The organism is Flavobacterium sp. LAR06 (genome assembly GCF_041946075.1).
GTDB lineage: Bacteria > Bacteroidota > Bacteroidia > Flavobacteriales > Flavobacteriaceae > Flavobacterium.
The window spans coordinates 12,238-37,556 of record NZ_JAUTYT010000008.1; the positions used below are offsets into that span (position 1 = coordinate 12,238).

Below are 25,319 nucleotides of genomic sequence, written 5' to 3' on the forward strand. Positions count from 1 at the left end.
ATGAAAATCTTACCATCGAATTCTACTTTACTCATTATTGACGTACAGGAAAAACTATTACCGAAAATTTACGAAAATGAAGAAGTGATGAAAAGTGTCTCCTGGGTTGTAGATTTAGCACAAACCATTGGTATTCCAAATCTTTTGACTGAGCATTGTCCTCATAAAATAGGAACAACACCAGCGGTTTTAAGAGATAAATTCGAAGAAAAAGATATTGTAACAAAAGTCTATTTTTCTGCTGTTCGCGAGGGAAATCTTACTGATAAAATCCAAAAAGAAAGAAAACAAATTATTGTTGCAGGAACTGAAGTGCACATTTGCGTACAGCAAACTGTTCTGGATCTTTTGGAATTGGATTATCAGGTTTTTATTCTTGATTCGGCCGTTGGCACCCGAATTTCACATGATAAAGAAAGAGCGCTTGAAAGAATGAGTAAAAACGGTGCTGAAATAATCACACCAGATATGCTGGCTTTTGAGTGGCTTGAAAAAGCAGAAACACCACTCTTTAAGGAAGTACTTACTAAATTTATTAAATAATATAAAAAAACCACAGCATTAGATTCAGAAGAAGTTTATACTGCGGTTTTAGTTTTCTACAATTTTTTACTTAAATCTGATTCTTACTATTTAATAAAAGCTAAAATATCAGCATTAATAGTTGCTGCATCTGTCGTTGGCATTCCGTGACATAAACCTGGATAAGTAATTAATTTTCCATTTTTAACCAATTTAGCAGCTCTTAAAGCTGTTGGCACATAAGGAACGATCTGATCGTCTTCTCCATGTAATATAAGTACGGGCTTATCTACACTTTTCAAATCTTCTGTAAAATCCGTTTCCGAAAATGCTTTTATACAGTCATAATGTGCTTTAATTCCTCCATTCATTCCCTGACGCCACCAATTATCCTGAATTCCTTTTTTTATATCAGCCCCTTCTCTATTGTATCCGTAAAACGGGAACGTTATATCGTGATAAAACTGTTGTCTGTTAGTGGCTGTATTCAAACGAATATCATCAAATACTGCGATTGGAACTCCGTCTGGATTGTTATCATCCAAAATCATATAAGGCGTTACGGCACTAATCAATATTACTTTTGCCACCCTGCTTCCGTATTTTGCAGCATATCTTATGGCTTCTCCGCCTCCGGTTGAATGTCCGATATGTATGGCATCTTTCAAATCTAAAAATGCTGTAAGTTCTGCTACATCAGCTGCGTAAGTATCCATTTCATTTCCTTTATACGTTTGTGTAGATCTTCCATGCCCACGTCTGTCATGCGCAATTACCCGGAATCCCTGATCAAGGAAATATAACATCTGTGCATCCCAGTCATCTCCTGATAATGGCCAACCGTGATGAAAGAAAATAGGCTGTCCTGTTCCCCAATCTTTATAATAAATTTCTGTTCCGTCTTTAACTGTAATCGTACTCATTTTACTTTTTTTTAATGGTTATTAATCACTTTAAATTGAATTCACTTTTATAGTTTTTCATACCAGTCCAAAATATAATCGGCCACCATTTCCCATCCGTTTTCTCCACAGATGAAATGGCTTTTACCCTGAAAAATTTTGAGATCGACACGACTTTTTTTGTCTTTGTATTTATTGGCTAAAGTTGTTGTAAGGGATGGTGGGAAAATATTGTCACTACCTCCTCCAATAAATAGAATAGGTTCGTGTGATGTACTAAAATCAATGTTAGAAAAAGAATTTAGGACCAACTCACGGCTTACTTTATAACTTTCAGGGACTGCATAAGTTGCAAAAGCATCTGCTCTTTCACTTTCTGGCAGTGTATTAAAAAAACATTTATCATACCACTCACGGCTTCCCATAAAATACTTTTTACCAGAAAAAAAGCCAAATGCCGGTATCACTGATTTTAATGTTTGTATTGGAGGAAATACATTTTTAGGCGGTGCACCATCTATACTTACAGCTGCCGCTACTTTATTTAATTCTAACAATTTCATCGCTGCCATTCCCGCCATTGAATGTCCAATAACTAATGGTTTTTCAGGAAGACTGTCGATCAGTTTCGAAATGTTGTCAACCACATCTATAAAACCTGTTTTAGTAAGTGCAGGATGTACCTGATTTCTTAAAGCTGCAGGTTTTCCATCATGTCCCGGATTAGCAGGTGTATAAACCGTATATCCTTTTTGTTCGTAATACGTTTTCCACTTTGCCCAGCTAACGTCATTTACAAAGTTTCCGTGGATGAGAATTATGTATTTTGATTTTGTCATAAGAATTAATATTTAAGGATTAATAATGTATTATCAATGACGATTTTAAAATTTCAAGCTTTAATTACTATTCCAACAACTGTCTTTTTTTGAATAAATGACATTGTTTACCTGATTTTTCAATTCTAAAATACTAATACAATCTTTACACCTAAATTACAAATAACTTATTATCAATCAATTAAATAAAAAATGTTTTTTACTACTCGCTACATTTCGCTAATTTTTAATGCCATTTGTGATATATAACAAGAAATAGCTTTTCCTTAAAAAGTACTGGAATCGCTCTGTTATTTATCGGAAAAACTGATAGGAATTATACCTTTTTAAACTAAAAAATACTATCCGAAACTGAATATTCGATCCAGCTCAATGATAGAAGTTCCATTGGGTAAAACTTTTGGAGCAATTGCCAATTTCTTCGCCAAAATAGTAGTTGCCAATGGCTTGAATTTTCTAAACAATCCTATTGCATTGGCTGCTCTTAGCAGATTATCCATGATTTTCTCACCTAATCGATCTGTGCCAACTCTTGACAACAATCCAGGTTTGAAAATAATATATTGTGGGAAATCAAGTTCTGCAATTTTATCTTCCAATTTCCCTTTTATCTGAGAATAGAAAACCTTGCTCTTTGCAGCAGCACCATAAGCAGATAACAAAACAAAAGATGGAACTGCGTTTTCTCTTGCTAGTCTTGCAAACGTTGCGGGAATATCAAAGTCTATTTTAGTTTGATTTTCCTTGGAGCCGGCAGCTTTAAGCGTTGTTCCTAAACAAGAAAAAAACACGTCACCAATAATTACATCTTTGTAAGAATCTATATTAGAAAAATCGATAATTTGTTCTGTCAACTTGGGATGTTGTTTTCCGATAGATCTCCTAACGAAAATAGTAACTGAGGTATAAGCCGCATCTTCTAAAAGTTGGTCAACCAAAAATTCTCCTGTCGAACCTGTTGCTCCAATAACTAATGCTTTCATAATATAAATTTAAAAATTCCTTTTTAACTGTTTTACTGTTTTTCCTCCGGACTCCATCTCGAAATTGGTTTTCAATTTACATTGTTATCAAAATTTCATTTAAGGTAAGGATATAAAAAACTTAACTACCTTAGATAGCGTTCTAACAAATGTAAAAAAAAAGCTAAACTCCTCGTTTAGCTTTTTTTTCTTTTAACCTATTTAGAAATTCTCTTATTTTTTTGCGTTTTTAAACTTTATGTTTTACTTCTACAAGTCCGGTACTTTCACCAAATATACCCACCTGACTTTCTGAAATCATTTTATGGGGATATCCTAAATCAATTGTGCTTATTTGATTAAGGTTTTCAATCTCTTCGCTGGAAAGTGTAACATTTAGTGAATTCAAATTATCAGCAAGCTGCTGTTCGTTTCGTGGGCCTAAAATTGTCACAGTAGATAACCCGCTATTGTCGTGTTTTTGTCTTAGCCAAGCTAAAGCTATGTCTAATATTTTGGTTCCTTTTTCATTCGCAATATTTTCTAGCATATTTAAAATTTCAGTTTCCCTGTTGCCCGTTTCACCTTTTAATAATGCTCCTCCCCAAGCTTGTTGTCTTGAAGTCTCATCTTTCAAATTCGAACGATATTTACCAGTTAGTGTTCCTCCGGCTAATGGAGACCAAAAAGCAGCTCCCAAACCTAGTGATTCCGCCATAGGTAATAATTCGCGATCTGCTCCTCTTTCAATTAAATTGTATTCTATTTGTATTCCTGCAACCGGAGCCCATCCACGAAGCTCGGCAAGCAACGCTGCATTTGCTATCTTCCACGCAGGAAAATTGGAGAATCCGGTGTACAAAATTTTCCCCTGACGAACCAAATCATCCATTGCTCTCATAATTTCTTCAATTGGTGTCTGTCCATCAGAAAGATGCGCCCAATAAATATCTAAATAATCAGTATCCAGACGTTTTAAACTTTGTTCAACAGAATGAATTATATTTTTTCTGCTGTTTCCTGTAGTCAATAATGTAGACCCTCCAGTAGAGAATTTAGAAGAAAGTATTAAATCGTGGCGTTTTTCTTTGATAAGATTTCCAAGGATTTCTTCTGATTGGCCCAATTGGTAACCATCGGCTGTATCAATAAAATTACCTCCCGCTTCAATGTATTTATTGAATATGTTTTTTGAGGTTTCTTCGTCGGAACCATGTCCCCAACGTGTTCCAAAGTTTCCTGTTCCTAATGCCAGTTCCGACACTCTTAGTCCGGTTTTCTGTCCGAAAATTTTGTATTTCATAATATAAAAAGCTTAAATTTTATTTTGTACTAATAGGTACAAAATATATTAAAAAAAATCACCCGATCATATCGAGATTAAATTTTATTAGCGCCGCCAAAGAAGCGTCGTTCATATTCATTCGTTTGGTAATATTAATTCCGTTCCATAAATTAAGCAGATGACTTCCCAGAAGTTCAGCACTTTTATCTGTTTTGATAATATTTTTGTCTTTGCTTTCCTGGATGATATCAACAAAGATCTTTTCTAACTCAAAGAGAAGTTTTGCTATCATTTTTCTGGTATATTCATCTTTTGCTGCCATTTCAACTAAAGCATTTCCCATGAAACATCCTTTTGCCTTATGTATATTGGCACCTTCTGAAAGTTCAAGAAAAAAAGTTTTCAGATACTCAAAAGGATTTTGGCTCTCCGAAATTTCTTTTCTCAATCGTGAAAGCAAATTAGAAGCAAACTGCTGCAGTGATTTTTCGTAAAGTTCTTTTTTACCTCCTTTGAAAAAAAGATAAAAACTTCCTTTACCAATTCCCATGGCTTTTAACAATTCTTCGGCTGAAGCGGCTTCATATCCTTTCTCCCAAAAGACCTGCGCGGCTTTTGAAATCACTTCCTGTTCGTCGAATATTTTTGGTCTTCCAGCCATTTTGAATTAATTATGGGTTAAAGATATAATATTGTACCGATTAGTACAAAATAAGATTAACTCTTTAACAGAAAATTAACAAAACTCGTATACAACTAACTAACTAACAGCTATTTATACTTGTTTTTTAAATATTTAAATATAGAGGATAAGATGAAGGCCTATTTTTTAACTTCCAGAAATTATTGTTTTTCAAAATAAAGATAGCTGGTGCTACTACTTACGTCGCGTAATCTTATTTGCGAATTATTAAACTCAAACAATTTCCAACTATTATTTAGTTTACCAAGCAGTTCTGTACTGAAATTTAGTTTTAATTCTCTAATATTATTCTGTACAGTACTTTCCCAAGTGCCCGTTGCTGAAGTAGTTCCGTTGCTGGCAACTACAGATTTGTCGCTTTTGAAAACAAATGAGTAACCGTTGTAAGAGGAAGTTTTTTCTGAATCGTCAAAATAATAAGGTATTTCCCAGGAACCACTTGTTATAGTTGAAGCAAAATCAAGTGTTACAAGATTATTTTCCGGACAATAATCAATGGCATATTTTATAGCATTTTCGAAGTCTAAATTATTTGTAATAGACTTTGTTTGATTATGGTAATCCATTATAGAAATTGGATACTGCAATGAAATATATTGACTGCCCTTCAGGCTTTTTATAAAATTAAAAAACGCCTGATCACTTGTAATCGATACAGATCCTGCTACCTGATTTGCACTGTTATAGGTATTTATTGTAATAGGATAATTAATGTTTAATCCATTTATTTTCGATAAAAGATCTGGATACATATTCCAATAATCGATTAAAGAATTAAAATCAGCCTCATTCGGAATATTTTTTTCGATGTAATTGTAATACACCATCGTTACTGGAAAACTTATTTTTACAATATCATCATCGGTAGTGCTTTCGTTGATATTATCCATTACTTTTTGATAATCTGCTTTGGTGTTAACAGCAATTTGCTCGTTATTAACCGTAACGGTATAAGGTAGTTTTATAGTGCAGTAAGTCGAGCCGTCAATTATATTATCCTGCACTGTTTGCACCATTGCCACCCTTTGCAAATAACTCGTTAGAGGAGAAACATTTGTAATTGTTCCCTGTGCATTATTGTTTTGCTCATCCATTTCACTTTGACAAGAAAGTAAGAACAAGAAAACTGCTATTGACAAATATTTTTTCAGAGGGAACATATTGATATTTTTACAAATGTAATAAAATTTAAGAAACTGGTTTTTAATAAATTCGGCATCAAGGCTTTTGGTTTCATTTTTTCTATTTTTGAATTACGCTAACAAATAACATTTCTTACTTGTATAAAACAATCTGTTTTCCTTTTACCCTACTTAAAGCAAAAACAAATACTTTTACAGCGTACAAACCGAAAATCCAAATGCTAAATAAAAACCAATCAAATACTTGTGACGAAATAATTTTTTCGTCTTTTTTTAAAAGTCAGATAAAAGCACTGCGAAATTTTCTTTTCTACAAATTTGGCAACATGGATCAGGCAGAAGATTTGGCACAGGAAGCATTTGTCAAACTTTGGCAAAACTGTTCTTCTGTACCGCTGGAAAAAGCAAAATCATACATTTATACCATTGCAAACAACAGTAGTCTTAACGAAGTGGCACACCAAAAAGTTGTTTTGAAATATGAAAAAAACTTTACCGGTCTGGACAAAACAAATGAAAATCCAGAATACCTTCTCGAAGAAAAACAATTTCAGGCCAAACTTTTGAAGGCTATTGAAAACCTAAACGAAAAGCAACGTGTTGCTTTTTTGATGCATCGAATTGATGGAAAGAAATACAGTCAAATTGCCTTAGAATTAGACATTAGTGTCAAGGCAGTTGAAAAACGTATTCATTTAGCTTTATTAAGCTTACGTAAAGAAATTGATTTATAAAAGTAGGGTAAATTTAGTTCCACTTGTTTTAATATATAATACTAGTACAATGAAAAAAGATCGATTATTAGCAAAATGGCTCAACGATGATTTATCTCCGGCTGAATTAGCTGCATTTGAAGCAAGTCCTGATTTCGAAAAATACCAAAAAATAAAAAAATATACCGCTCATTTAGAAATAGATGATGTGGATGAAAACGCTATGTTGTCCAGTATTCTCAGTCAGAAAAAAACAGCTCCAAAAGTAGTACCGCTACACAAAAAATGGATGTTTAGAGCAGCCGCTATATTCCTGCTCTTTCTTGGAGTTACTTTTGCAATGAAGTTTTTTGTACCTCAAACCGAAACAGCTAATTACGGGGAAAAAACAACTTTTTTACTACCTGATAATTCTGAAGTAGTATTAAATTCCGGCTCTGAAATAAATTATAAAAAATGGAATTGGAACAACAATAGGCATCTCGAATTAAAGGGAGAAGCTTATTTTAAGGTAGCCAAAGGCAGACGCTTTGAAGTACATACCAGTCTCGGAAAAGTCTCGGTTTTAGGAACTCAGTTTAACGTTAAAGCCCGAAAAAACAGATTTGACGTAGTATGTTACGAAGGACGCGTAAAAGTAAATTATGCCAACACTCAAATGCTGTTAACTCACGGACAAAGTGTTAGTTTCGAAAACGGAAAACAAACTAACACAAGAATACATTCATTGAAACCAGCGTGGACAGACAATCAAATTTGCTTTTATAAAGAAAACATTAGAAGCTTATTAGACGAAGTTGAAAGGCAATACAACATTACAATCGAATTAAACACAAAAGACACAACATCCTTGTTCACAGGGAAATTGCCAGCTAAAAACTTAGATATCGCTTTGCAAATTATTAGTACAACATATCATTTGGAGGCTAAAAAAGTATCGAAAAATAAAATAATTTTTGACGAAAAATAAATGTTGCTCCCCAAACAATTTCATTTTTTGTTTTTTATATTTTTCCTTGTCCTGAATCTTTTTGCTCAGGACAAAGGAAAACTTATGCCTTTTAAAAAAATCATAACTGACATTGAACAGCAACATCAGGTTAGTTTTAATTATACTGAGGATAATATTAACGGTCTGGAATTAACTCCTCCAAAAAAATCACTTTCCCTAGACCAAAAACTACAATATCTCGCAAAAAACACCCATTTATCTTTTGAAAATATTGGCAACAAATTCATTAATATTTATAAAAAAGATAGTGAACCACAGCTAATTTGCGGGTATATTTTTTCTAGTATTGATAAAAAACCCATTGAAGGTGCAAACATTAGTTTAATTGACAAGACTCAGACTACAAGTGATTCAAAAGGCTATTTTGAATTAAAAAAAGAAGAGGAAGGTATCCTTTTAATTAGTCATGTCGGATTTATAACTAAAAGAATTGCAGTCAATAAGGCTAACTACGAAAGCTGCCTTCAAATTGAATTAGAATCTGAAATTACTAAACTTGCCGAAATTAAAGCATCCGCGATCCTGGCTTCAGGAATTTCAAAAAATAAAGATGGATCATTTGAAATTAAACCGAAGAAATTTGGTATTCTGCCCGGACTTATAGAACCAGATGCTTTACAGACAATGCAGCAAATACCAGGTGTAAACAGCATCGACGAAAGTGTATCGAGCATTAATGTACGCGGCGGTACACATGATCAGAATTTATTTTTGTGGAACGGAATACGAATGTTTCAAACAGGACATTTCTTTGGATTAATATCGGTATTTAACCCTAATTTGGCACATACCATTTCGATTTATAAAAATGGAAGTTCTGCCTTTTTTGGAGAAAGTGTTTCGAGTGTCGTGGCGATTTCTTCGACTCCCGAATCAGTAGAGAAAAATTCTTTTAGTGCAGGAATAAATATGATTAATGCTGATATTTATGGAAAGTACAATCTTTCAAAAAAGAGTTATATCGAAATTTCAGCACGCAAATCGATTACTGATTTTATAGAAACCCCCACGTATAAAGAGTATTTCAATAAAGTATTTCAAAACACCACAATAACTGATTTTTCAAAAAATCAAAATGTCAATTATCATAGTGATAAAAAATTTGGTTTCTATGATGCAACACTCAAGTATGCCCAAAAAATTGGAAGCAAAGACCAGCTAATCCTGGATTTAATTACCATTAAAGATAATCTGAAGGTTTTTCAGAGTGCTACTGTATATGATATAAACAGATCCGAAAACAATGTTTTACGCCAACAAAATTATGGTGGAAACCTGTCGTGGAAAAGAAACTGGAACAGCTTCAATACCACTAAAATTAATATTTACAACTCTTCCTATGAACTTTTGGCCAACCAAAAAACTAGTATTGGAGATCAAATAGTAATTCAGGAAAATACGGTTAATAACAATGGAATAAATATGGAAAACAATCATACGATTAACTCTAAATTTAGTTTTAACGATGGCTATCAATATAATGAAATGGGAGTTACTAATTTAGAGCAGGTAACTAATCCAGATTTCTATCGTAAAGTTAAAGACGTACTAAGAATTCACGCAATAGTTTTAGAAGGAAAATACAATGATACACTTTCCAGACTCTATTTTAAGGCAGGAACCCGAATTAACTATATTGAAAAGTTTAAAAAGTATATTGTAGAACCACGAGTTCAGTTTAGTTATGGTATCAATAAAAATTTAAATATAGAATTACTCGGCGAGCTAAAAAGTCAAAATCTACAGCAAATCATTGATTTGCAGAAAGACTATTTTGGTATCGAAAAAAGACGCTGGATCATCTCTGATAACACGACAATTCCTATTCAGAAAAGTAAACAGCTTTCTTTAAATTTATTCTATAAAAAGAATAACTGGCTGCTGGATATCGAGAATTTTTATAAAAAAGTAAATGGTATTACCACTTCCAGCCAGGGTTTTCAGAATCAATTAGAGTTTGTTAGAATGTCTGGTGATTATGAAGTTTGGGGCACAGAGATGTTAATTCAGAAAAAAATGAATCATTTTCTAACCTGGCTAAGTTATACTTACAACCATAATATCTATCATTTTTCTAATTATGAATATCCAAGTTTCCCAAACAATTTTGAATTAATGCATACCGTATCCTGGGCAGGAATATACGAGAAAAACAATTTTAAAATTGCTTTGGGAACAAAATGGTCTTCCGGAAGGCCAAAAACTTCTCCTGACCTTTCTCAAATTGATCCTTCAGCTCCCGTATTGGTTTACAACAAACCAAACAACACCAATCTGCATATTTTTTCGCAGGTTAATATTTCCTCTACTTACAAATGGGAAACAGCAAATGGAATTCAGTACAAATTAGGAATCTCCATTTTAAATATCCTAAATCGAAAAAATGAAATTAGCGAATATTATAGAATAAGTACTTTAACAAATTCTATAGAAGAAGTTGAAACATTCGCACTGCAAAGAACTCCTAATCTGAGTTTTAGGGTTTCTCTGTAAACCATTTTCTACAAGATTTATAAAAGATACTTGTCCCTTTTTTATTTTTTTTATAAAAACATCAATTCTTTGGTAGGGTAATCTACATCAAGGCTGTTTTACTATTGAATCCTATCAAAAGAAAAAACATGACTTCTTTAAAAAAATTAATACTAACCCATCATCGCGATCTTTTTAATGACAGTTCGTAACCTAATCAATTAAATCATCGAACGAAATGCCATTAAAAGAAGGCACAAATACTCGATATATAAGTATAATGATAACAATACTTTACAGAATCAGTCAAAGTATAATTTTTCCTTTCAATAGTAACTTAATTACAAAAACCATGAAATTACAACAACTTAAATTAGCTTTAATTGCCCTTGTAGTAACTACTTTTTTTCTTAGCTGTAGCAGCGATAACGGTAGTGATGATACTACTCCTACACCGCCAGAAGTAAAAACAGAAGTTAAACTTTCTACAAGTGCAACATTAGGATCTTATCTGACAGACAAAAGTGGAAGATCTTTGTATTTTTTCTCAACAGATGCAAAAGGACAATCCTCTTGTACAGGAGGATGCGAGGCATTATGGCCTCCTTTTTATGTAGATAATTTAACGGCTGATAAGCTAGGTGCCGGTTTAACATTTTCAGATTTTGGAACTATTACTACAGCGTCTTCTAAAAAACAGTTAACCTATAAAGGATGGCCTTTGTACTACTATGCGCCGGTTTCTGGAAGTGACCCATATGGTAATGGAGGTACTAATAAAATAGAAGATCCAGGCCAAACGACCGGAGATGGAGTTGGTGGTATTTGGTTTATTGCGAAACCAGATTATTCTATTATGATCGTAAGAAGCCAGCTTGTGGGACATGATGGTAAAAACTACAAATCAGATTATACTGTTGGAGATGGCTTAACTACCTATTTTACAGACGCAAAAGGTTTGACATTATATACTTTCGTAAATGACAATTACAAAGTAAACAATTTTACAGCAGCAGATTTTTCAAACAATGCTATTTGGCCAATATATGAAACAGATAAAATTGTTGTTCCTTCTATTCTTGACAAATCTAAATTTAGTGTTATTACAGTATTTGGCAAATCTCAATTAGTCTACAATGGCTGGCCTTTATATTATTTTGGGCAAGATGCAAAAATAAGGGGCGCAAATAAAGGAATTAGTTTCCCTAGCCCGGGAGTTTGGCCTGTACCGGTAAAAGACATACCTCTTGCGATATAAACTGCTAACCATTAGTAGAAATTCATGTAATCCCTTTTAAATCTATTTCAAATTAGTTCAATTTCTATTGGACTAATTTGAAATAATAAAAAGGAAGAAAAACTGCCCTACTGTAGTATAATTTAAAATCCTAAAATTAACATGACTAAAACGAGAATAAAGATTCTGATATTCTTATTAGTGATAAGTTTTGGCCCTTACTATATCTATCAAAATGTTTTATATAAAGATGCCAGAGACATCAATAATGAAAAATCAGCACTTACCATTAGTGCCCAAAATCTAGAAAAAGAATATGCTGCAAATCCATCTCAGGCCGACGCTAAATACTTAAATAAAACAATTGAAGTTCAAGGAATCGTTTCAGAAGTTACGGATTCTACTATGGTTGTAGACAAAAAAGTTTTTTGCAAGATGAACGGAGAAGTAAAAAAGACTTTGATAAACAAACAAATCAATATAAAAGGAAGATGTATTGGTTATGATGATTTGTTCGAACTAGTAAAATTTGATCAATGCAGTATTCAACAACAGTAAATATGAAAAAAAAAATATTCCTAATAGCCAGCTTTCTAATCTGTTTTTACAGTAACGCTCAAGATGATCTTCTTTCTGACCTGGATTCTACTCAGGTCGTTGACAAAAGTGTAACTGCTACCTTTAAGGCCTTACAGATTATAACCTTACAATCTACAAAACTAGCTGCCAAGAAAGAATTCTATATGGTAATATCGCATCGATTTGGGTCTGTAAAAGGAGGTATTTCCGAGTTTTTTGGTTTTGATGACGCCACGACAAAAATTGGCGGAATCTATGGTGTAACCGATTGGCTTTCCGTTAGTGCATCGCATCATACTTTGCTAAAAATGAATGAAGCATCAGCCAAATTTAGACTAGTAAGACAAACTGAAACCTTCCCTTTTGATATTGTTGGTTACAGTACTATCGATTTTAATAGCGGATTAAAAGAAGAAGATTATCCCAAAATTGAATTCTCTGACCGTTTGAGTTATATACACCAAATTTTGATTTCAAGAAAATTCTCTGACAGACTTTCTTTAGAATTAGTTCCTTCCTTCATCCATAAAAACTTATACAATCCTGAAATAGAAAACGATAACCAATTCACTTTAGGAGCTGGTGGACGATTAAAATTAACTAAAAGACTTTCTCTTAATTTAGAATATGGTCAGAATTTTAACAAACCAGACTTTTACAACAACCCCTTATCTGTAGGACTTGACATAGAAACCGGCGGTCACGTTTTTCAATTGCTTTTTACAAACTCGCAATCAATGACTGAAAGTGGTTACTTAACAAGTGCTGCCGGCGATTGGGGAAAAGGCGATTTTTTCTTTGGGTTTAATTTATATAGAGTTTTTTAAAAGTACAAAATATGAAAAAATACATTTATTTATCAGGCCTTATCCTGTCACTATGTGCTTGTGAATCGAATACGTATGAAAGTCTGCAGGAACCAACTGTTATAGTTGAAAAAGTTACTTACACGGCAAATGTCAAATCTATTATTGATCAAAATTGCATTGGCTGTCATTCTTCAGGCGGATCACTTATTCCGTTAGAAACTTATGATGAGGTAAAAAATGCCGTGTCTACTACAAATTTATTAGATCGGATTCAGCGACAAAACGGAATGCCGGGACTAATGCCAAAAGCAGGAAGAATGCCGCAGGACAAAATTAATACCATCCTGCAATGGAATACAGATGGATTATTGGAAAATTAAATCAACCGTAAAATGAAAAAAATAATTGTGCTCCTATTTTTGTTTGTTGGAATAGTAAATGTTTCGGCTCAAAAATATATGACAAAAACCGGAAGCTTAAAATTTGAAGCTTCAGTTGAATCTTTCGAAGAGATTGCGGCAGAAAACAAAAATACATCTGCCATTTTAGACGCAACAACGGGAGAAATTGCTGTGCTGACCCTCATGAAAGGTTTCCGATTTAAAGTTGCCTTAATGGAAGAACATTTTAATGAAAATTATATCGAATCGGACAAATTTCCTAAAGCAACATTTAAAGGAAAAGTAGAAGATTTTGATGCAGCAAAACTTTCATCAGCCTCCGGTATATTTAAAATTTCCGGAGATTTAACTCTGCACGGGAAAACAAAAAAAGTAACAACAAATGCTAAAATTTCAAAATCTGGTGATAAGATTACTGTAACAGGAAATTTTGACGTAAAACCAGAAGACTTTGACATTGAAATCCCTAAGTTGGTTAGCAAAAAAGTGGCTGACAAAGTAAAGATCACTTTCAATTTACTGTTAACAAAATAGAAGACATATCAAAAAATGAAATCTATTCTCTTTTTTGTTTTCAAGGTAGTGTTGTTAAAGTTGACTAAAAATCAATATATTTGCCTCTCATAAAAAGAAAATGAAAAACAATAGTAACATCTCTATTATTATTAGTGTAGCCATTATTAAATGTCTACAGCGAGGTGTTATATAAATATATTTGAAGATATAATTTAAAAAGACCTCCCTTAATCAGGAGGTCTTTTTGATTTTAAACCATTATGAAAAACGTAACAACAAACAGTATTATCGCAATTATTATTATTCGTCTCACATGACGAGTCAGGATTCTATTGCATAATAAAAACCTTTCTCTGTCAAAACGAGAAAGGTTTTTTTTTGAAAAAAATTAAACCTAACAATTAATGAATACTCACAAGAAATAGCCATGAAAAACCCATACACTTTTACAATTTATGCCGAAGATCAAATACAATTGTTTCAAAAAATCACTTTAATCTTTTCAAGAAAAAAAATTAAAATAGAAAGCTTCAACTTTTCTTCTTGTGAAGTTGATCACATATCCCGCTATACAATTGTAGTAACAGAAACTTCTGAAGTAGTTCAAAACTTAGTACCTCAAATCGAAAAAATCATTGAAGTGTATAAATGTTATTGCAATACCAATGAAGAAATTATCTGGAAACAGATTGCACTTTTTAAAGTACCAACAGCCACTATATATGAAGAAAATTTAAGTCATTTCCTAAAAAAATCGGATATTACAGCTGTTTCCATCGAAAGAGATTACACTGTTTTTCAAGCCTCTGGAACCGAAAAAGAAATAACTAATTTAGTTGTCAAATTGTCTAATTTTAGTCTTATTGAGTTTGTAAAAAGTCCCAGAATTGCGCTGATAAAAAACAGTGAAGGTTTTGCAAAGGAATTGTCAGATATGGAAATGCAGAGAGAGGAACTTTTTGTATAACGCCTTGAAAAAACTTAAAATCTGTTATTTTTTCTACTATTTTCTGCTGTCAAAATTCCTCAGAAAGTTTAAATTGTTATATTTACTTTTTTAGCTGACAAAAAACGGTGTAATTATTCAATTTTTATGCTGTTGAGTCAATTAATTTTTAGAAGTCAAAATGGAAAAACATATAGAAACGGTAGCATCGTTACCTCTGGAAAATACTCCAACTACATACCCTCAAATAAAAAAAGCCGATTTATTACCCCATCCGGAATCTCGTTTAGATTCTATGGAAATGAAGGAAACACCGCTTAGCGATTCCACTATTCCCTATAGAGATTTAACGAGCGTTGCCAGTAAAAAAGAAAGTATTTCCCGACTTATTTCGAAACTTGATGTTGAAAATAGTATCAGGTATCAGCGAACTGTTGAAGATACCTATTGCAATGTCTACTCTTACGATTATTGTTACTTCTCCAAAGTATATCTTCCCACAGTTTGGTGGACAGACGAATCTCTTGAAAAAATGGCACAAGGACAAGAGGTTGAAGCTGTTTTTGAACAAACCGTAGACAGAATTTATTCCAGTGCCATAACCGATTGGTTTTCTGAATGGGGACCGAATTTTGGCTGGGAGAAAATGTATACTGCTGATGAGATTCAAAAGAAAGTAAATGAAAATGGCGGTATCGGAATAATTTGTGCCAAAAGAAGAGAAAAAGGACTTTCGGGACATATCGTTCCTGTAGTTCCCGAAACAGATTTACATAAGGCATATCGTGAAAAGGGTGTTGTAGTTTATCCATTACAATCGCAAGCGGGAAAACTGAATTACAATTACTTTTCGGAAGTAAGAAAAGACTGGTGGAATGATGAATTATATTCCTCTTTTGTGTTTTACTATCATGAATAAATTAAGCCTACAAACCTCCTACTCAAACATTCAAAAAAATAATTGATTTTCAGCGTGTTAACCACTTGGAAATGACATAATAAAAAACTACTTTTGCAACTTGGAAAAAACAGGAATAGCTAAAAAGTACAATTAGGCTATTCATCTGCTTAAATTATTGATATAAAAGTAATTAATGATCATTACAGTTTTATAAGCCCCTTTATAAAATCTTACTTTTTTATCGGTTATTCAGTTGATACAAGTGCAAAATTCCTAAAACTAAAATACATTTCTAAAATTCTAAAAGTCGAATAAAACTTTTTTAATGGAGGCAACAATTTATGCGATCCGTTGCAGCTTTTTTGTCTCTGATTTTGAGCAATTAGAACTGTATTTCTGAATAAAAAACAACTTTAAAATAATATCAACCATAAAAAGAAAATTAGTATAAATGAAAGACAATCAGACAAAAAAATATTATTGGGGAATTGGATTAGAAAACGAAACCTATATGCAATTTGAGGAATCCTTAATAGTTTCTGGTGAGTTTATACAAGAAAAAATTGGTTTTGAGAAATACAGTATCGACTACAGAAAATGCTATAAACCGGAAAGCTTAACTCCTGTTTTGAAAAAAGCGTTTTGTGTAAATGAAAACTATAAAGTAAGCCGAATGATGAACAGTCATTCGCTTGAAAAACTGGATATCAACTATCAGCACAAAACATTATCTCCAATAAAACCATTGATTGATACTGCAACTGGTGAAGTAAGCGCACAGCCAATTGAAAATCCTGAATATCTTGGAAAATCGATCATGGAACTTTTCCTTGAAGATCAGCCCTACAATATTCAAAGTATGATTACCCAAAGAAACAAAACAATGGGATCTGTACATTTTGATGGCGATTCTATCGAATTTGTTACCAAATATTTTGAAAACAGAACTATTGCTGATTCTTGCAAAGAGCTAAAAGCGACCAAAAAGTTGTTTTTAGATAAAATCAATGAATCATCTGTTTTAAATGGAAAATTAAATTTCCCAGATTATAACAACGGACTTAATATGTTCATGACCAATCAGGAAAATCTGGTTTTGTTTAATAACGGAACGTATCATTTTCATATTACATTACCTTCATTGACTGAAGACAGTCGAATTGTTGATTACAATGAGTTTGAAAAAATACACGCTAATGCGATTTATTTACTGCAATGGTTTGAGCCTTTTTTCATAGCTACTCTTGGAAGTCCTGATATTATGGGCGTGATCAGCGACAAATACAGTCTGGATAAAAAGTTTACTTTAGGTTCTATGCGAAATGCAATGTCTCGTTACATAGGAGTTGGAACATACAACAAAGCAATGCCAAAAGGTAAAATTCTAACTTATAACGTAGACAATTTTAGAAAGTTACTGAAATTCGAAAAAGAAGAAAACATTTGGTGGCGCGATCAGATTGAAACTGAAATGGAATATGAAATGCTTTCAGAAGTGGGTCTTGATTTTAATCAGGAAAAAATGTACCAAAGCGGTTTCGAATTCAGAAGTTTTGATGAGTTTCCGGCCGAATATTTAAATGATGTACTTTTCTCAATTATTTTAATTTGTGAGCATTCTTTAAACCTTCCTGATGTTCAGTGGGGTCATGATAGCAAAGCGTGGAATAATCTTGTTTTTAAAACGTTGAAAATGGGTTATGCAACTGAAATTAATGAAGAAGAAAAGAACGAAGTTTTAAATTTACTTCAGCTATTAAATCCTTCAGATGAAAATTATAATACTTTAAAATCTGAATTTGATGCGATTGTATTACTAGACGAATTTTTCTTCAAAATTCTGGCTGTTTTACATGATAAATACAAAGACAACAATATTTGTCTGGATGCAATGTACGGGCAAAAAACAAGTTCTCCGCCACAATGGAATAACTTTAACAAATACCAAACAGAGCGCCATTTACAACAAATTGGAAATTTCTCTGATAATTAATTTATAGAGTAAAAATAGTGAAATCCACATCAAATTATGATGTGGATTTTTTTTTTATATAGAGCTAAAGGACTTCAAAAGATAAATATATAAGCCTTAATATCAGGTATATCTACTTATAATACATTAGTAAAAGATCACTAATTTTATAGCACTCTTATACTAATACCAAGAAGTTATGCAATTAACCCTCCTTGAAAAACTCTGGAAACGCGCACTGTACCCTTCCGAATTTTCTGCTTCAGATGATACCCACACCTGGAACGAAGAGATTAAATCCTTATACCAATTAGGGATTAGCATGGAAGACACATTACAGTTTTTATACTTTGAAAAACCTGATCTTAGTACATTTAAAAACTGGATCAATTTTAGAACAAAAAATGAAAATACGACATCTGAAAATTCTACGGATAACGTTCTGTCAGAAGAAGATCTTCAATTTTGGGATAAAAACGGTTATGTCGTTGTAAAAAATGCTATTTCAAAAAAAGATTGCGAAGCGACACAACAAGCCATATGGGATTTTCTGGAAATGGATCCGCGCAAAAAAGAAACATGGTATAAAAGACATCAAAATCAAAAAGGCTTAATGCTTAATTTTTCGGATCATGAAACCTTGAATAAAAACAGATTTTCTACGAGAATAAATAAAGCATACGAACTGCTTTACAATACAGATAAAATTTATAAAACCATTGACAAAGTAAGTTTTAATCCGCCTGAGACTGAAAATTTTACTTTTATGGGAAGTCCGCTTCATTGGGACACTAGTTTAAAACAGCCCATTCCATTTGGTCTTCAAGGCTTACTCTATCTGACTGATTGTGGTGTTAATGATGGTGCTTTTCACTGTGTTCCGGGATTTCACAATAAAATAAATCATTGGATCGATGACCTTAAACCAAACGAAAACCCAAGAGAAAAAGCCATTAAAACATTAGAAGCTAAACCTATAATTGGTAATGCAGGGGATTTTATAATATGGAATAATGCGCTGCCACATTGTGCAACAGCAAACAAAGGCGAAAACCCAAGAATGGTTCAATACCTTACTTACTTACCGGATGATTATACCACTTCGGAAGAATGGCTTTAAATCATAAAAAAGGCCCATTCCTTTCGGTTTGGGCCTTGTTTTGTCTTACAACTTGATTTATTTTTTATGTTTAATTTCCAAGAACAGCTTTTAATGAAATATATTTATCTAAGCTCTTAAAATCGTGTCCTTTTCCTTTCATCGATTTAATAAAAGAAGGTGTAGCACCAACTGCTTTTGCTCCCACTACATCGTTAAGATCCAAATTATTAAAACCAAGATCTTTATATTCCAGTATTAATTCAGGCGTTACATTTAGTGATTTCAACGCAAACAAATCTTCTGCTGTGATATTTTTGTAACCTGCTTTCCCAAAACTATTTATATATTCCGGTGTAACATTTAATGACTTCAAAGCCATCAAATCATGATTCGAAAGATCGTTATATCCTATTTTTTTATAGGAGTCAATAAAGGCCTGATCAATGCCTAATGATTTAAATGCAATAACGTCGTCCTCTTTATCTTCTTCGTCATCTGCATCTTTGTTATTCTTTTTCGAATTTGTAGAACTTTTGAAATCCTTAATATGTTTTGCATCTATCCCCTGAGATTTTAATGCAATAATGTTACCCGGACTTAGGTCTTTGTAACCTGATTTACGAATTTCTTCAATATAAGCCTTGTCTATTCCTAACGATTTAAAAGGAACCAAATCATCTAAATCAATATCAGGAATTACTTGTTTGATTGAAGTAATATAAGCTTCATTTACATCTAATGCCGCAAGAGGAATAATCTGATCTTTATCTAAATCGCTGTAACCCTTTTTCTTAAGCATTTGCACATAAGATTGTTTGATATTGATCATAAAGAAAACCATAAAATCTTCATCATCTTCAAGATCAACTCCCTGTTTGCGCATTGCTGTACCATACTCCTTGTTGGTTGTAAATTTATAGGTTCCCATTCCTTTGTCACCTTCAAATTTACCAGTAAAAGTAATTGTTCCGGCTTCGCGCGTCAGGGTAAAAGTACCTTGTTTGTCTCTTGGAAGGTCATTAAATTCATTCAACTGAAAAGTACTGTTAGAATTGTTCTCGTCGCTTTTAAACTGAATGTTTACAGAATTACCTTTGATTGTAGCAAACCAACTTCCTTCGGTTTCCATTCCGCCCTGATTATTTGACTGTTTTTCTGGTTTCTCTTTAGAAGCAAGATTTTGACTTTGCGCTGCCGGTTGATTAAAAAGGCAGGCAAACAGCACCATAATTGGCACCAGGAAAAAATATTTCCAGGTGGTGTGCACGTTTGATTTTTTTGAGTTCATCATGATGATTCGTTTTTTTAATAATGATTGATTATAGTTAGTTGTAAGACTCAAAGGGAATTGGGGTGCCGCTACTTTAAGCAGACTGAATTGGTAACTTTCTTTTTCAACCACATCTTGTTGCAGCATTTGATCATCTGTCAGGAATTCAAGATTGATTTCTAACGTTTTTCTCCATTGCCATGCGAAAGGATTGAACCATTGAAAAATAAGAACGACCTCAGCTAGCAAAAGATCAATAGTATGTTTTTGCTCAATGTGAATCTTTTCGTGCAGTAAAATCTGATTGTAGGTTTCCCATTCATATTTCTCCGGATTGATAAAAATATTATTAGCAAAAGAACAAGGCGCTTTATCACCTGTTATTTCGACAATACGAAATTTTCCATCCTGAATAACTGATGTTGAATAGGCTCTGTAAAGCAGTATAATGGCCTGCATCAAAAAGTTAAGTGCAAAGACAATCACGCCAAACCAATACAAATAAACCAACACCTGAGTAACTGATTCAACATTGATTACTTGTTGAGTTTCTTCAATAAGAGTTGGCTGTACAGGCTCTTCTTTTACTGCTGGAGTTATATTGGCATTAACCAAAGTTTTTGCTACTATAACAGGCTTTTCTACTGCAATTTTTCTAAACGATAATTGCTGAGGAATCGGGATTAAAGGCAAAATAAAAGCCAATGCCATACAGGAAAGCAATACAAACCGGTTTAAATGAAAGAACGTTTCTTTTTGCAAAAGCAGTTTGTAAAATACCAAACAGGCAGTAAGAATAAGCGCTGAGTATAAAATATAAGGTATCATATCTTTTCTTTTTTAATAAGGTGCACAATTTCATCTAATTCTGTTTCGGTAAGTTTTTGCTCTTTGGCAAAAAACGCCAGCATTCGCGGATAAGAATTATCAAAATACTGACTAACAATATCCTTCAACGCAAATTGTTGGTATTCTTCTCTACTAATCACAGGAAAAAAACAATGCATATTTCCAGCCGTTTCATGATTCAAAAAACCTTTTTCTTCTAATATCTTCACTATTGTCGCCACACTATTATAATGCGGTTTCGGATCTGGTAACAATGGAATAATATCTCGTATGAAGGCTTTGTTCAAATCCCAAAACACCTGCATGATTTGTTCTTCTCTTTTAGCTAGTTTTATCATGGTTATAAATTTTGATGCAAGATACTACTAATTAATTAGTAGACAAACTAATTTGTTAGTAATTTAACTAATCTATTAGTAAGTAAAGCAGACTTGCAGGTTAAAACAAACTTCATGATATTGATTAACAACAACATAACCAAATAAAAACTTTCTTTTTATTTTAACTAAAATGTCAACCTTGAAAAATTAAACTCTTATTATATAAAAGGAGATAACCACAAAATTGCTTATTTTTATGTTTCCTTACTTTTAAAAACTCATTTTAGCCTGCGCCGAATTTCTAATTAATTTAAACCAATAAATTATGAGCGACATTGCACAAAGATTTCCAGAGAATCCGCTTTTGATGCCCAAAGATTTGCAGGCAAGCAGCGAAGAATTACAAATTATCAGTCTTTTGAATCCGGGCGTTTTTATTTTCGGAGGAAAAACCTGGCTGTTGGTAAGAGTTGCAGAAAGCATTGCACAAAAAGAAGGCGTTATCTTTTTTCCTGTTGTAAACGCTTTAGGTAAAATTGAAATTATTGAAATACCACTTAACGATCCTGATCTGGTTGCTACAGATGCCAGAGTAATTCAATATAAAGGACTTGATTATTTAACTACACTCTCTCATCTTCGTCTGTTATGCAGCGATGATGGAATTCATTTTTACTCCCCTGAAGGATACAATTCACTTGTAGGTTATGGGGTACTAGAACAATTTGGTATTGAAGACGCCAGGGTAAGTTATCTTGAAGATACTTTTTATATAACCTATACAGCCGTTTCATCCAACGGTGTTGGTGTTGGATTGCGTACCACCAAAGACTGGAAAAATTTCGAAACAAGAGGCATGATATTTCCTCCGCATAATAAAGATGTCGCCATTTTTGAAGAAAAAATAAACGGCAAATTTTATGCTTTACATCGGCCATCAAGTCCACAGATTGGCGGCAACTACATTTGGCTAGCCGAATCTCCAGACGGAATTCATTGGGGAAATCATCAATTTCTTTTGGGTACACGCATGGGACTTTGGGACAGTGCCAGAGTTGGTGCCGGTGCCGCTCCCATAAAAACCGATAAAGGATGGCTCGAAATTTATCACGGAGCAAATGCGGAACATCAGTATTGTCTCGGAGCCTTTTTAATGGATCTAGAAGATCCTTCGAAAGTTATTGCGCGTACCGTCGAACCTATAATGAGTCCAAAAGAAAATTACGAACTGAGCGGATTTTTCGGTTATGTGGTTTTCACCAATGGCCATGTTGTGGATGGTGATAAAATTACCATGTATTACGGAGCTGCTGACGAATTTGTTTGTGGAGCTCATTTTTCAATTAAAGAAATTTTAGCAGCTTTAGAAACCTAAGCTCTTCCAGAATAATCTTCAATCTTTATTATAGAGTCATTCTCACTTTCAAAACTGGCAAATGGATTTCTTTCTGTTTTGCTATTATACTGCTTTCTGTTTATATAAGATGAATTGGATCTTCACTATAAAACCTGTTACTATTTATCAAATAAAAACATTTGATTAACAACACATTGACATGCTTTTCTCTATCATGGTAATTGTACAACCTTATAAAAAAATCTTATAATATGTTGGCAATTACATGGAGTAAATTTGGAAACCTTGAATGCAAACCCTTGGTATTCCGACATTAAACTATTAAAAAATAAATCAAAATTTACAGTTTATGAAAAATTTACAAGACGAAAAACAGCGTGACTTATTGCAAAATAAATCAGATGGAACTAATAAATTCCTGACCACAGATCAGGGTGTTCGCATTAACGACGACAACAATTCACTTAAGGCTGGCGAACGCGGACCTTCTCTACTCGAAGATTTTATACTAAGAGAAAAAATTACCCATTTTGATCACGAAAGAATTCCGGAAAGAATTGTACACGCACGTGGTTCAGGAGCTCATGGTTATTTTGAAGTTACCAACCCAATTCCGGAATTAACTAAAGCAGGATTTTTAAAAGAAGTAGGACTAAAAACACCTGTTTTTACTCGGTTTTCGACTGTTGCAGGTTTTAGAGGATCAACCGATCTTGCCCGTGATGTAAGAGGATTTGCGGTTAAATTTTATACTCAGGAAGGAATTTATGATTTGGTCGGAAATAATGTTCCTGTATTTTTTATTCAGGACGCCTCAAAATTTCCGGATCTGATTCATGCCGTAAAACCGGAACCTCATAATGAAATTCCGCAGGCCGCCTCAGCACACGATACTTTTTGGGATTTCATTTCCCTAATGCCGGAGTCTATGCACATGATTATGTGGGCGATGTCTGACCGTGCTATTCCGAGAAGTTACAGAATGATGGAAGGTTTCGGTGTGCATACTTTCAGATTAATTAACGAAGCAAACAAGTCTACTTTTGTGAAATTTCACTGGAAACCTAAATTAGGAACACATGCTGTAGTTTGGGATGAAGCCTTAAAAATTTCAGGTAAAAATCCTGATTTCCACAGACAGGATTTGTGGGAAGCTATTGAAAACGGGAATTTCCCTGAATGGGAATTAGGCGTACAAATTATTCCGCAAGCAGACGAACACAAATATGAATTTGATTTACTGGATCCAACTAAAATTGTTCCGGAAGAACTTGTACCTGTTAAAATCATCGGTAGAATGGTATTAAATAAAAACCCAGATAATTTCTTTGCAGAAACAGAACAGGTTGCCTTCCACCCTGGACACGTTGTACCGGGAATTGATTTCACAAACGATCCGTTGCTTCAGGGAAGATTATTCTCTTATACGGATACGCAACTATCAAGATTAGGAAGCCCTAATTTTCATGAAATTCCGATTAACAGAAGTGTTGCTCCGGTTCACAACAACCAGCGAGATGGACATATGCGTCAGGAAATTAATAAAGGCCGTGTGAGTTATCATCCAAATTCGCTTGGCGGAGGATGTCCTTTTCAGGCCAAAATTGAAGAAGGTGGATTTTCAAGTTTTAATGAACGTGTTGATGCTCATAAAATCAGAGAAAGAAGCGAAAGTTTTGCAGATCATTTTGGTCAGGCAAAATTATTCTTCAACAGCCAGACCCCTACAGAGAAAAGTCATATTGTAAAAGCACTACGTTTTGAACTAGGTAAAGTAGAAACAGCTGCGATCAGAGTCAGAATGCTTGGGCTTTTATCTCAGGTAGACATGCAACTAGCCGAAAAAGTGGCTGAAGGATTAGGTACCTCAGTACCTTCAATTCTTGAAACTCCTATAAATAAAGGTGTTTCTCCAGAAAATGAAATGGGAAATCAGGAACCACGTTCTATTGATTCCTCTGTAAAATCTTCAGATGCGCTTTCAATGATCAAAAACCCAACAAATACACCCACAATAGCTTCGAGAAAAGTGGCTATACTTTGTGCCGATGGTGTTTCTGCCGCTTCCGTGATGAACATGAAGAATATATTATTAAAAGAAGATGCCAAAGGATTTGTCATTGCAAAAAATCTCGGATCTGTTGTTACAGATGAAGGTGGTGCAATTCCGGTTGACTTTAGTTTACTAACTACATCATCAGTACTTTTTGACGCGGTTTATATTCCGCAGAGTGAAGGCCTAAAAGATTTGGCGCAAAATGATGACGTACTTGAGTTTTTAAACGATGCTTACAAACACTGCAAAGTTATTGGTGCCGATGGTCAGGCAATTGGAGTACTCAGCGAAACACTTTTTGCTTCAAAACTTAATAATGATGATACTGGAATTATTTTATACAGTGATGCTGCAACCGAAACATTTGCACTTGATTTCATAAACGCTATGGCCAGCCATCGTATTTGGGAACGTGAAGAAAATTTATACAACTAATATTAAAAAATAAATCA

At 33.5% G+C, this 25,319-nt stretch carries 23 protein-coding genes; 15 read left to right on the forward strand and 8 right to left on the reverse strand.

Annotation, left to right across the window (positions count from 1 at the left end; all coding sequences use genetic code 11):
• Window positions 1-543 carry an isochorismatase family protein gene (locus Q7C23_RS12745; protein WP_375032877.1) on the forward strand — a complete coding sequence of 181 codons (543 nt, stop codon included), beginning with the start codon at window positions 1-3 and terminating at the stop codon, window positions 541-543.
• Window positions 544-629: 86 nt separating this feature from the next.
• Here the strand turns inward: Q7C23_RS12745 and Q7C23_RS12750 are convergent, their stop codons facing one another.
• The 6 genes from Q7C23_RS12750 to Q7C23_RS12775 form a co-directional block, all read right to left on the reverse strand.
• On the reverse strand, window positions 630-1,445 hold the full coding sequence (locus Q7C23_RS12750; RefSeq protein WP_375032878.1) for an alpha/beta fold hydrolase: 816 nt from the start codon (window positions 1,443-1,445) through the stop codon (window positions 630-632).
• Window positions 1,446-1,492: 47 nt separating this feature from the next.
• Complete coding sequence (locus Q7C23_RS12755) at window positions 1,493-2,263, reverse strand: alpha/beta hydrolase (protein WP_375032879.1); 771 nt, start codon at window positions 2,261-2,263, stop codon at window positions 1,493-1,495.
• 341 nt (window positions 2,264-2,604) lie between these two features.
• The gene (locus Q7C23_RS12760; protein WP_375032880.1) at window positions 2,605-3,246 is read right to left on the reverse strand and encodes an NAD(P)H-binding protein; all 642 of its coding nucleotides are present in this window, start codon (window positions 3,244-3,246) and stop codon (window positions 2,605-2,607) included.
• A gap of 229 nt (window positions 3,247-3,475) precedes the next feature.
• Entirely contained in the window at window positions 3,476-4,528 is a 1,053-nt protein-coding gene (locus Q7C23_RS12765) for an aldo/keto reductase (protein ID WP_375032881.1), read from the reverse strand.
• 58 nt (window positions 4,529-4,586) lie between these two features.
• Window positions 4,587-5,171: a TetR/AcrR family transcriptional regulator gene (locus Q7C23_RS12770; protein WP_375032882.1), complete on the reverse strand. Its 585-nt coding sequence runs from the start codon at window positions 5,169-5,171 to the stop codon at window positions 4,587-4,589.
• Between the two features lie 182 nt (window positions 5,172-5,353).
• Window positions 5,354-6,373, reverse strand: coding sequence for a hypothetical protein (locus Q7C23_RS12775; protein ID WP_375032883.1), 1,020 nt, complete (start codon window positions 6,371-6,373; stop codon window positions 5,354-5,356).
• A gap of 200 nt (window positions 6,374-6,573) precedes the next feature.
• Between Q7C23_RS12775 and Q7C23_RS12780 the strand changes: the two genes are divergently transcribed.
• The 12 genes from Q7C23_RS12780 to Q7C23_RS12835 all read left to right on the forward strand — a co-directional run bounded on the left by Q7C23_RS12780 (window position 6,574) and on the right by Q7C23_RS12835 (window position 19,033).
• Window positions 6,574-7,089, forward strand: a complete 516-nt coding sequence (locus Q7C23_RS12780; protein WP_375032884.1) for an RNA polymerase sigma factor — start codon at window positions 6,574-6,576, stop codon at window positions 7,087-7,089.
• A 49-nt stretch (window positions 7,090-7,138) separates the two neighbouring features.
• Window positions 7,139-8,038, forward strand: coding sequence for a FecR family protein (locus tag Q7C23_RS12785; protein ID WP_375032885.1), 900 nt, complete (start codon window positions 7,139-7,141; stop codon window positions 8,036-8,038).
• Between the two features lie 27 nt (window positions 8,039-8,065).
• Complete coding sequence (locus tag Q7C23_RS12790) at window positions 8,066-10,573, forward strand: carboxypeptidase-like regulatory domain-containing protein (RefSeq protein WP_375032886.1); 2,508 nt, start codon at window positions 8,066-8,068, stop codon at window positions 10,571-10,573.
• Window positions 10,574-10,904: 331 nt separating this feature from the next.
• Window positions 10,905-11,810: a hypothetical protein gene (locus Q7C23_RS12795; RefSeq protein ID WP_375032887.1), complete on the forward strand. Its 906-nt coding sequence runs from the start codon at window positions 10,905-10,907 to the stop codon at window positions 11,808-11,810.
• Between the two features lie 141 nt (window positions 11,811-11,951).
• A complete protein-coding gene (locus Q7C23_RS12800) occupies window positions 11,952-12,347 on the forward strand; it encodes a hypothetical protein (RefSeq protein WP_375032888.1) in 396 nt (131 codons plus the stop codon).
• 2 nt (window positions 12,348-12,349) lie between these two features.
• Window positions 12,350-13,195, forward strand: coding sequence for a DUF5777 family beta-barrel protein (locus tag Q7C23_RS12805; protein WP_375032889.1), 846 nt, complete (start codon window positions 12,350-12,352; stop codon window positions 13,193-13,195).
• Between the two features lie 11 nt (window positions 13,196-13,206).
• Window positions 13,207-13,557, forward strand: coding sequence for a hypothetical protein (locus Q7C23_RS12810; RefSeq protein WP_072970931.1), 351 nt, complete (start codon window positions 13,207-13,209; stop codon window positions 13,555-13,557).
• Between the two features lie 12 nt (window positions 13,558-13,569).
• Entirely contained in the window at window positions 13,570-14,112 is a 543-nt protein-coding gene (locus tag Q7C23_RS12815) for a YceI family protein (RefSeq protein ID WP_375032890.1), read from the forward strand.
• A 409-nt stretch (window positions 14,113-14,521) separates the two neighbouring features.
• A complete protein-coding gene (gene ilvN, locus Q7C23_RS12820; protein WP_375032891.1) occupies window positions 14,522-15,061 on the forward strand; it encodes an acetolactate synthase small subunit in 540 nt (179 codons plus the stop codon).
• Between the two features lie 160 nt (window positions 15,062-15,221).
• The gene (locus Q7C23_RS12825; protein ID WP_375032892.1) at window positions 15,222-15,959 is read left to right on the forward strand and encodes a hypothetical protein; all 738 of its coding nucleotides are present in this window, start codon (window positions 15,222-15,224) and stop codon (window positions 15,957-15,959) included.
• 433 nt (window positions 15,960-16,392) lie between these two features.
• A complete protein-coding gene (locus Q7C23_RS12830) occupies window positions 16,393-17,934 on the forward strand; it encodes a hypothetical protein (protein WP_375032893.1) in 1,542 nt (513 codons plus the stop codon).
• Window positions 17,935-18,112: 178 nt separating this feature from the next.
• Window positions 18,113-19,033, forward strand: coding sequence for a phytanoyl-CoA dioxygenase family protein (locus tag Q7C23_RS12835; RefSeq protein WP_375032894.1), 921 nt, complete (start codon window positions 18,113-18,115; stop codon window positions 19,031-19,033).
• Window positions 19,034-19,103: 70 nt separating this feature from the next.
• Here the strand turns inward: Q7C23_RS12835 and Q7C23_RS12840 are convergent, their stop codons facing one another.
• Window positions 19,104-21,113 (reverse strand): M56 family metallopeptidase, encoded by a 2,010-nt coding sequence (locus Q7C23_RS12840; RefSeq protein WP_375032895.1) that lies wholly within the window; start codon window positions 21,111-21,113, stop codon window positions 19,104-19,106.
• On the reverse strand, window positions 21,110-21,472 hold the full coding sequence (locus tag Q7C23_RS12845; protein ID WP_026983956.1) for a BlaI/MecI/CopY family transcriptional regulator: 363 nt from the start codon (window positions 21,470-21,472) through the stop codon (window positions 21,110-21,112). Before Q7C23_RS12845 ends, Q7C23_RS12840 begins: the two co-directional genes overlap by 4 nt.
• 307 nt (window positions 21,473-21,779) lie before the next feature.
• On the opposite strand from Q7C23_RS12845, the gene Q7C23_RS12850 reads away from it, so the two are divergent.
• Together Q7C23_RS12850 and Q7C23_RS12855 are read left to right on the forward strand one after the other, a co-directional pair.
• Window positions 21,780-22,829, forward strand: coding sequence for a glycoside hydrolase family 130 protein (locus tag Q7C23_RS12850; protein WP_375032896.1), 1,050 nt, complete (start codon window positions 21,780-21,782; stop codon window positions 22,827-22,829).
• A 331-nt stretch (window positions 22,830-23,160) separates the two neighbouring features.
• Complete coding sequence (locus Q7C23_RS12855; RefSeq protein WP_375032897.1) at window positions 23,161-25,302, forward strand: catalase; 2,142 nt, start codon at window positions 23,161-23,163, stop codon at window positions 25,300-25,302.
• Window positions 25,303-25,319: the final 17 nt, after the last annotated feature.

Excerpts from the sequence above, each read along its gene's own strand:
- Q7C23_RS12830 (WP_375032893.1), top strand. The coding sequence starts at position 16,393 with ATGAAAGACAATCAGACAAAAAAATATTATTGGGGAATTGGATTAGAA.
- Q7C23_RS12840 (WP_375032895.1), bottom strand. The coding sequence starts at position 21,113 with ATGATACCTTATATTTTATACTCAGCGCTTATTCTTACTGCCTGTTTG.
- ilvN (WP_375032891.1), top strand. The coding sequence starts at position 14,522 with ATGAAAAACCCATACACTTTTACAATTTATGCCGAAGATCAAATACAA.
- Q7C23_RS12800 (WP_375032888.1), top strand. The coding sequence starts at position 11,952 with ATGACTAAAACGAGAATAAAGATTCTGATATTCTTATTAGTGATAAGT.
- Q7C23_RS12760 (WP_375032880.1), bottom strand. The coding sequence starts at position 3,246 with ATGAAAGCATTAGTTATTGGAGCAACAGGTTCGACAGGAGAATTTTTG.
- Q7C23_RS12805 (WP_375032889.1), top strand. The coding sequence starts at position 12,350 with ATGAAAAAAAAAATATTCCTAATAGCCAGCTTTCTAATCTGTTTTTAC.
- Q7C23_RS12770 (WP_375032882.1), bottom strand. The coding sequence starts at position 5,171 with ATGGCTGGAAGACCAAAAATATTCGACGAACAGGAAGTGATTTCAAAA.
- Q7C23_RS12750 (WP_375032878.1), bottom strand. The coding sequence starts at position 1,445 with ATGAGTACGATTACAGTTAAAGACGGAACAGAAATTTATTATAAAGAT.
- Q7C23_RS12795 (WP_375032887.1), top strand. The coding sequence starts at position 10,905 with ATGAAATTACAACAACTTAAATTAGCTTTAATTGCCCTTGTAGTAACT.
- Q7C23_RS12855 (WP_375032897.1), top strand. The coding sequence starts at position 23,161 with ATGAAAAATTTACAAGACGAAAAACAGCGTGACTTATTGCAAAATAAA.
- Q7C23_RS12755 (WP_375032879.1), bottom strand. The coding sequence starts at position 2,263 with ATGACAAAATCAAAATACATAATTCTCATCCACGGAAACTTTGTAAAT.
- Q7C23_RS12785 (WP_375032885.1), top strand. The coding sequence starts at position 7,139 with ATGAAAAAAGATCGATTATTAGCAAAATGGCTCAACGATGATTTATCT.
- Q7C23_RS12825 (WP_375032892.1), top strand. The coding sequence starts at position 15,222 with ATGGAAAAACATATAGAAACGGTAGCATCGTTACCTCTGGAAAATACT.
- Q7C23_RS12810 (WP_072970931.1), top strand. The coding sequence starts at position 13,207 with ATGAAAAAATACATTTATTTATCAGGCCTTATCCTGTCACTATGTGCT.
- Q7C23_RS12765 (WP_375032881.1), bottom strand. The coding sequence starts at position 4,528 with ATGAAATACAAAATTTTCGGACAGAAAACCGGACTAAGAGTGTCGGAA.
- Q7C23_RS12850 (WP_375032896.1), top strand. The coding sequence starts at position 21,780 with ATGAGCGACATTGCACAAAGATTTCCAGAGAATCCGCTTTTGATGCCC.
- Q7C23_RS12775 (WP_375032883.1), bottom strand. The coding sequence starts at position 6,373 with ATGTTCCCTCTGAAAAAATATTTGTCAATAGCAGTTTTCTTGTTCTTA.
- Q7C23_RS12780 (WP_375032884.1), top strand. The coding sequence starts at position 6,574 with ATGCTAAATAAAAACCAATCAAATACTTGTGACGAAATAATTTTTTCG.
- Q7C23_RS12845 (WP_026983956.1), bottom strand. The coding sequence starts at position 21,472 with ATGATAAAACTAGCTAAAAGAGAAGAACAAATCATGCAGGTGTTTTGG.
- Q7C23_RS12815 (WP_375032890.1), top strand. The coding sequence starts at position 13,570 with ATGAAAAAAATAATTGTGCTCCTATTTTTGTTTGTTGGAATAGTAAAT.
- Q7C23_RS12835 (WP_375032894.1), top strand. The coding sequence starts at position 18,113 with ATGCAATTAACCCTCCTTGAAAAACTCTGGAAACGCGCACTGTACCCT.
- Q7C23_RS12745 (WP_375032877.1), top strand. The coding sequence starts at position 1 with ATGAAAATCTTACCATCGAATTCTACTTTACTCATTATTGACGTACAG.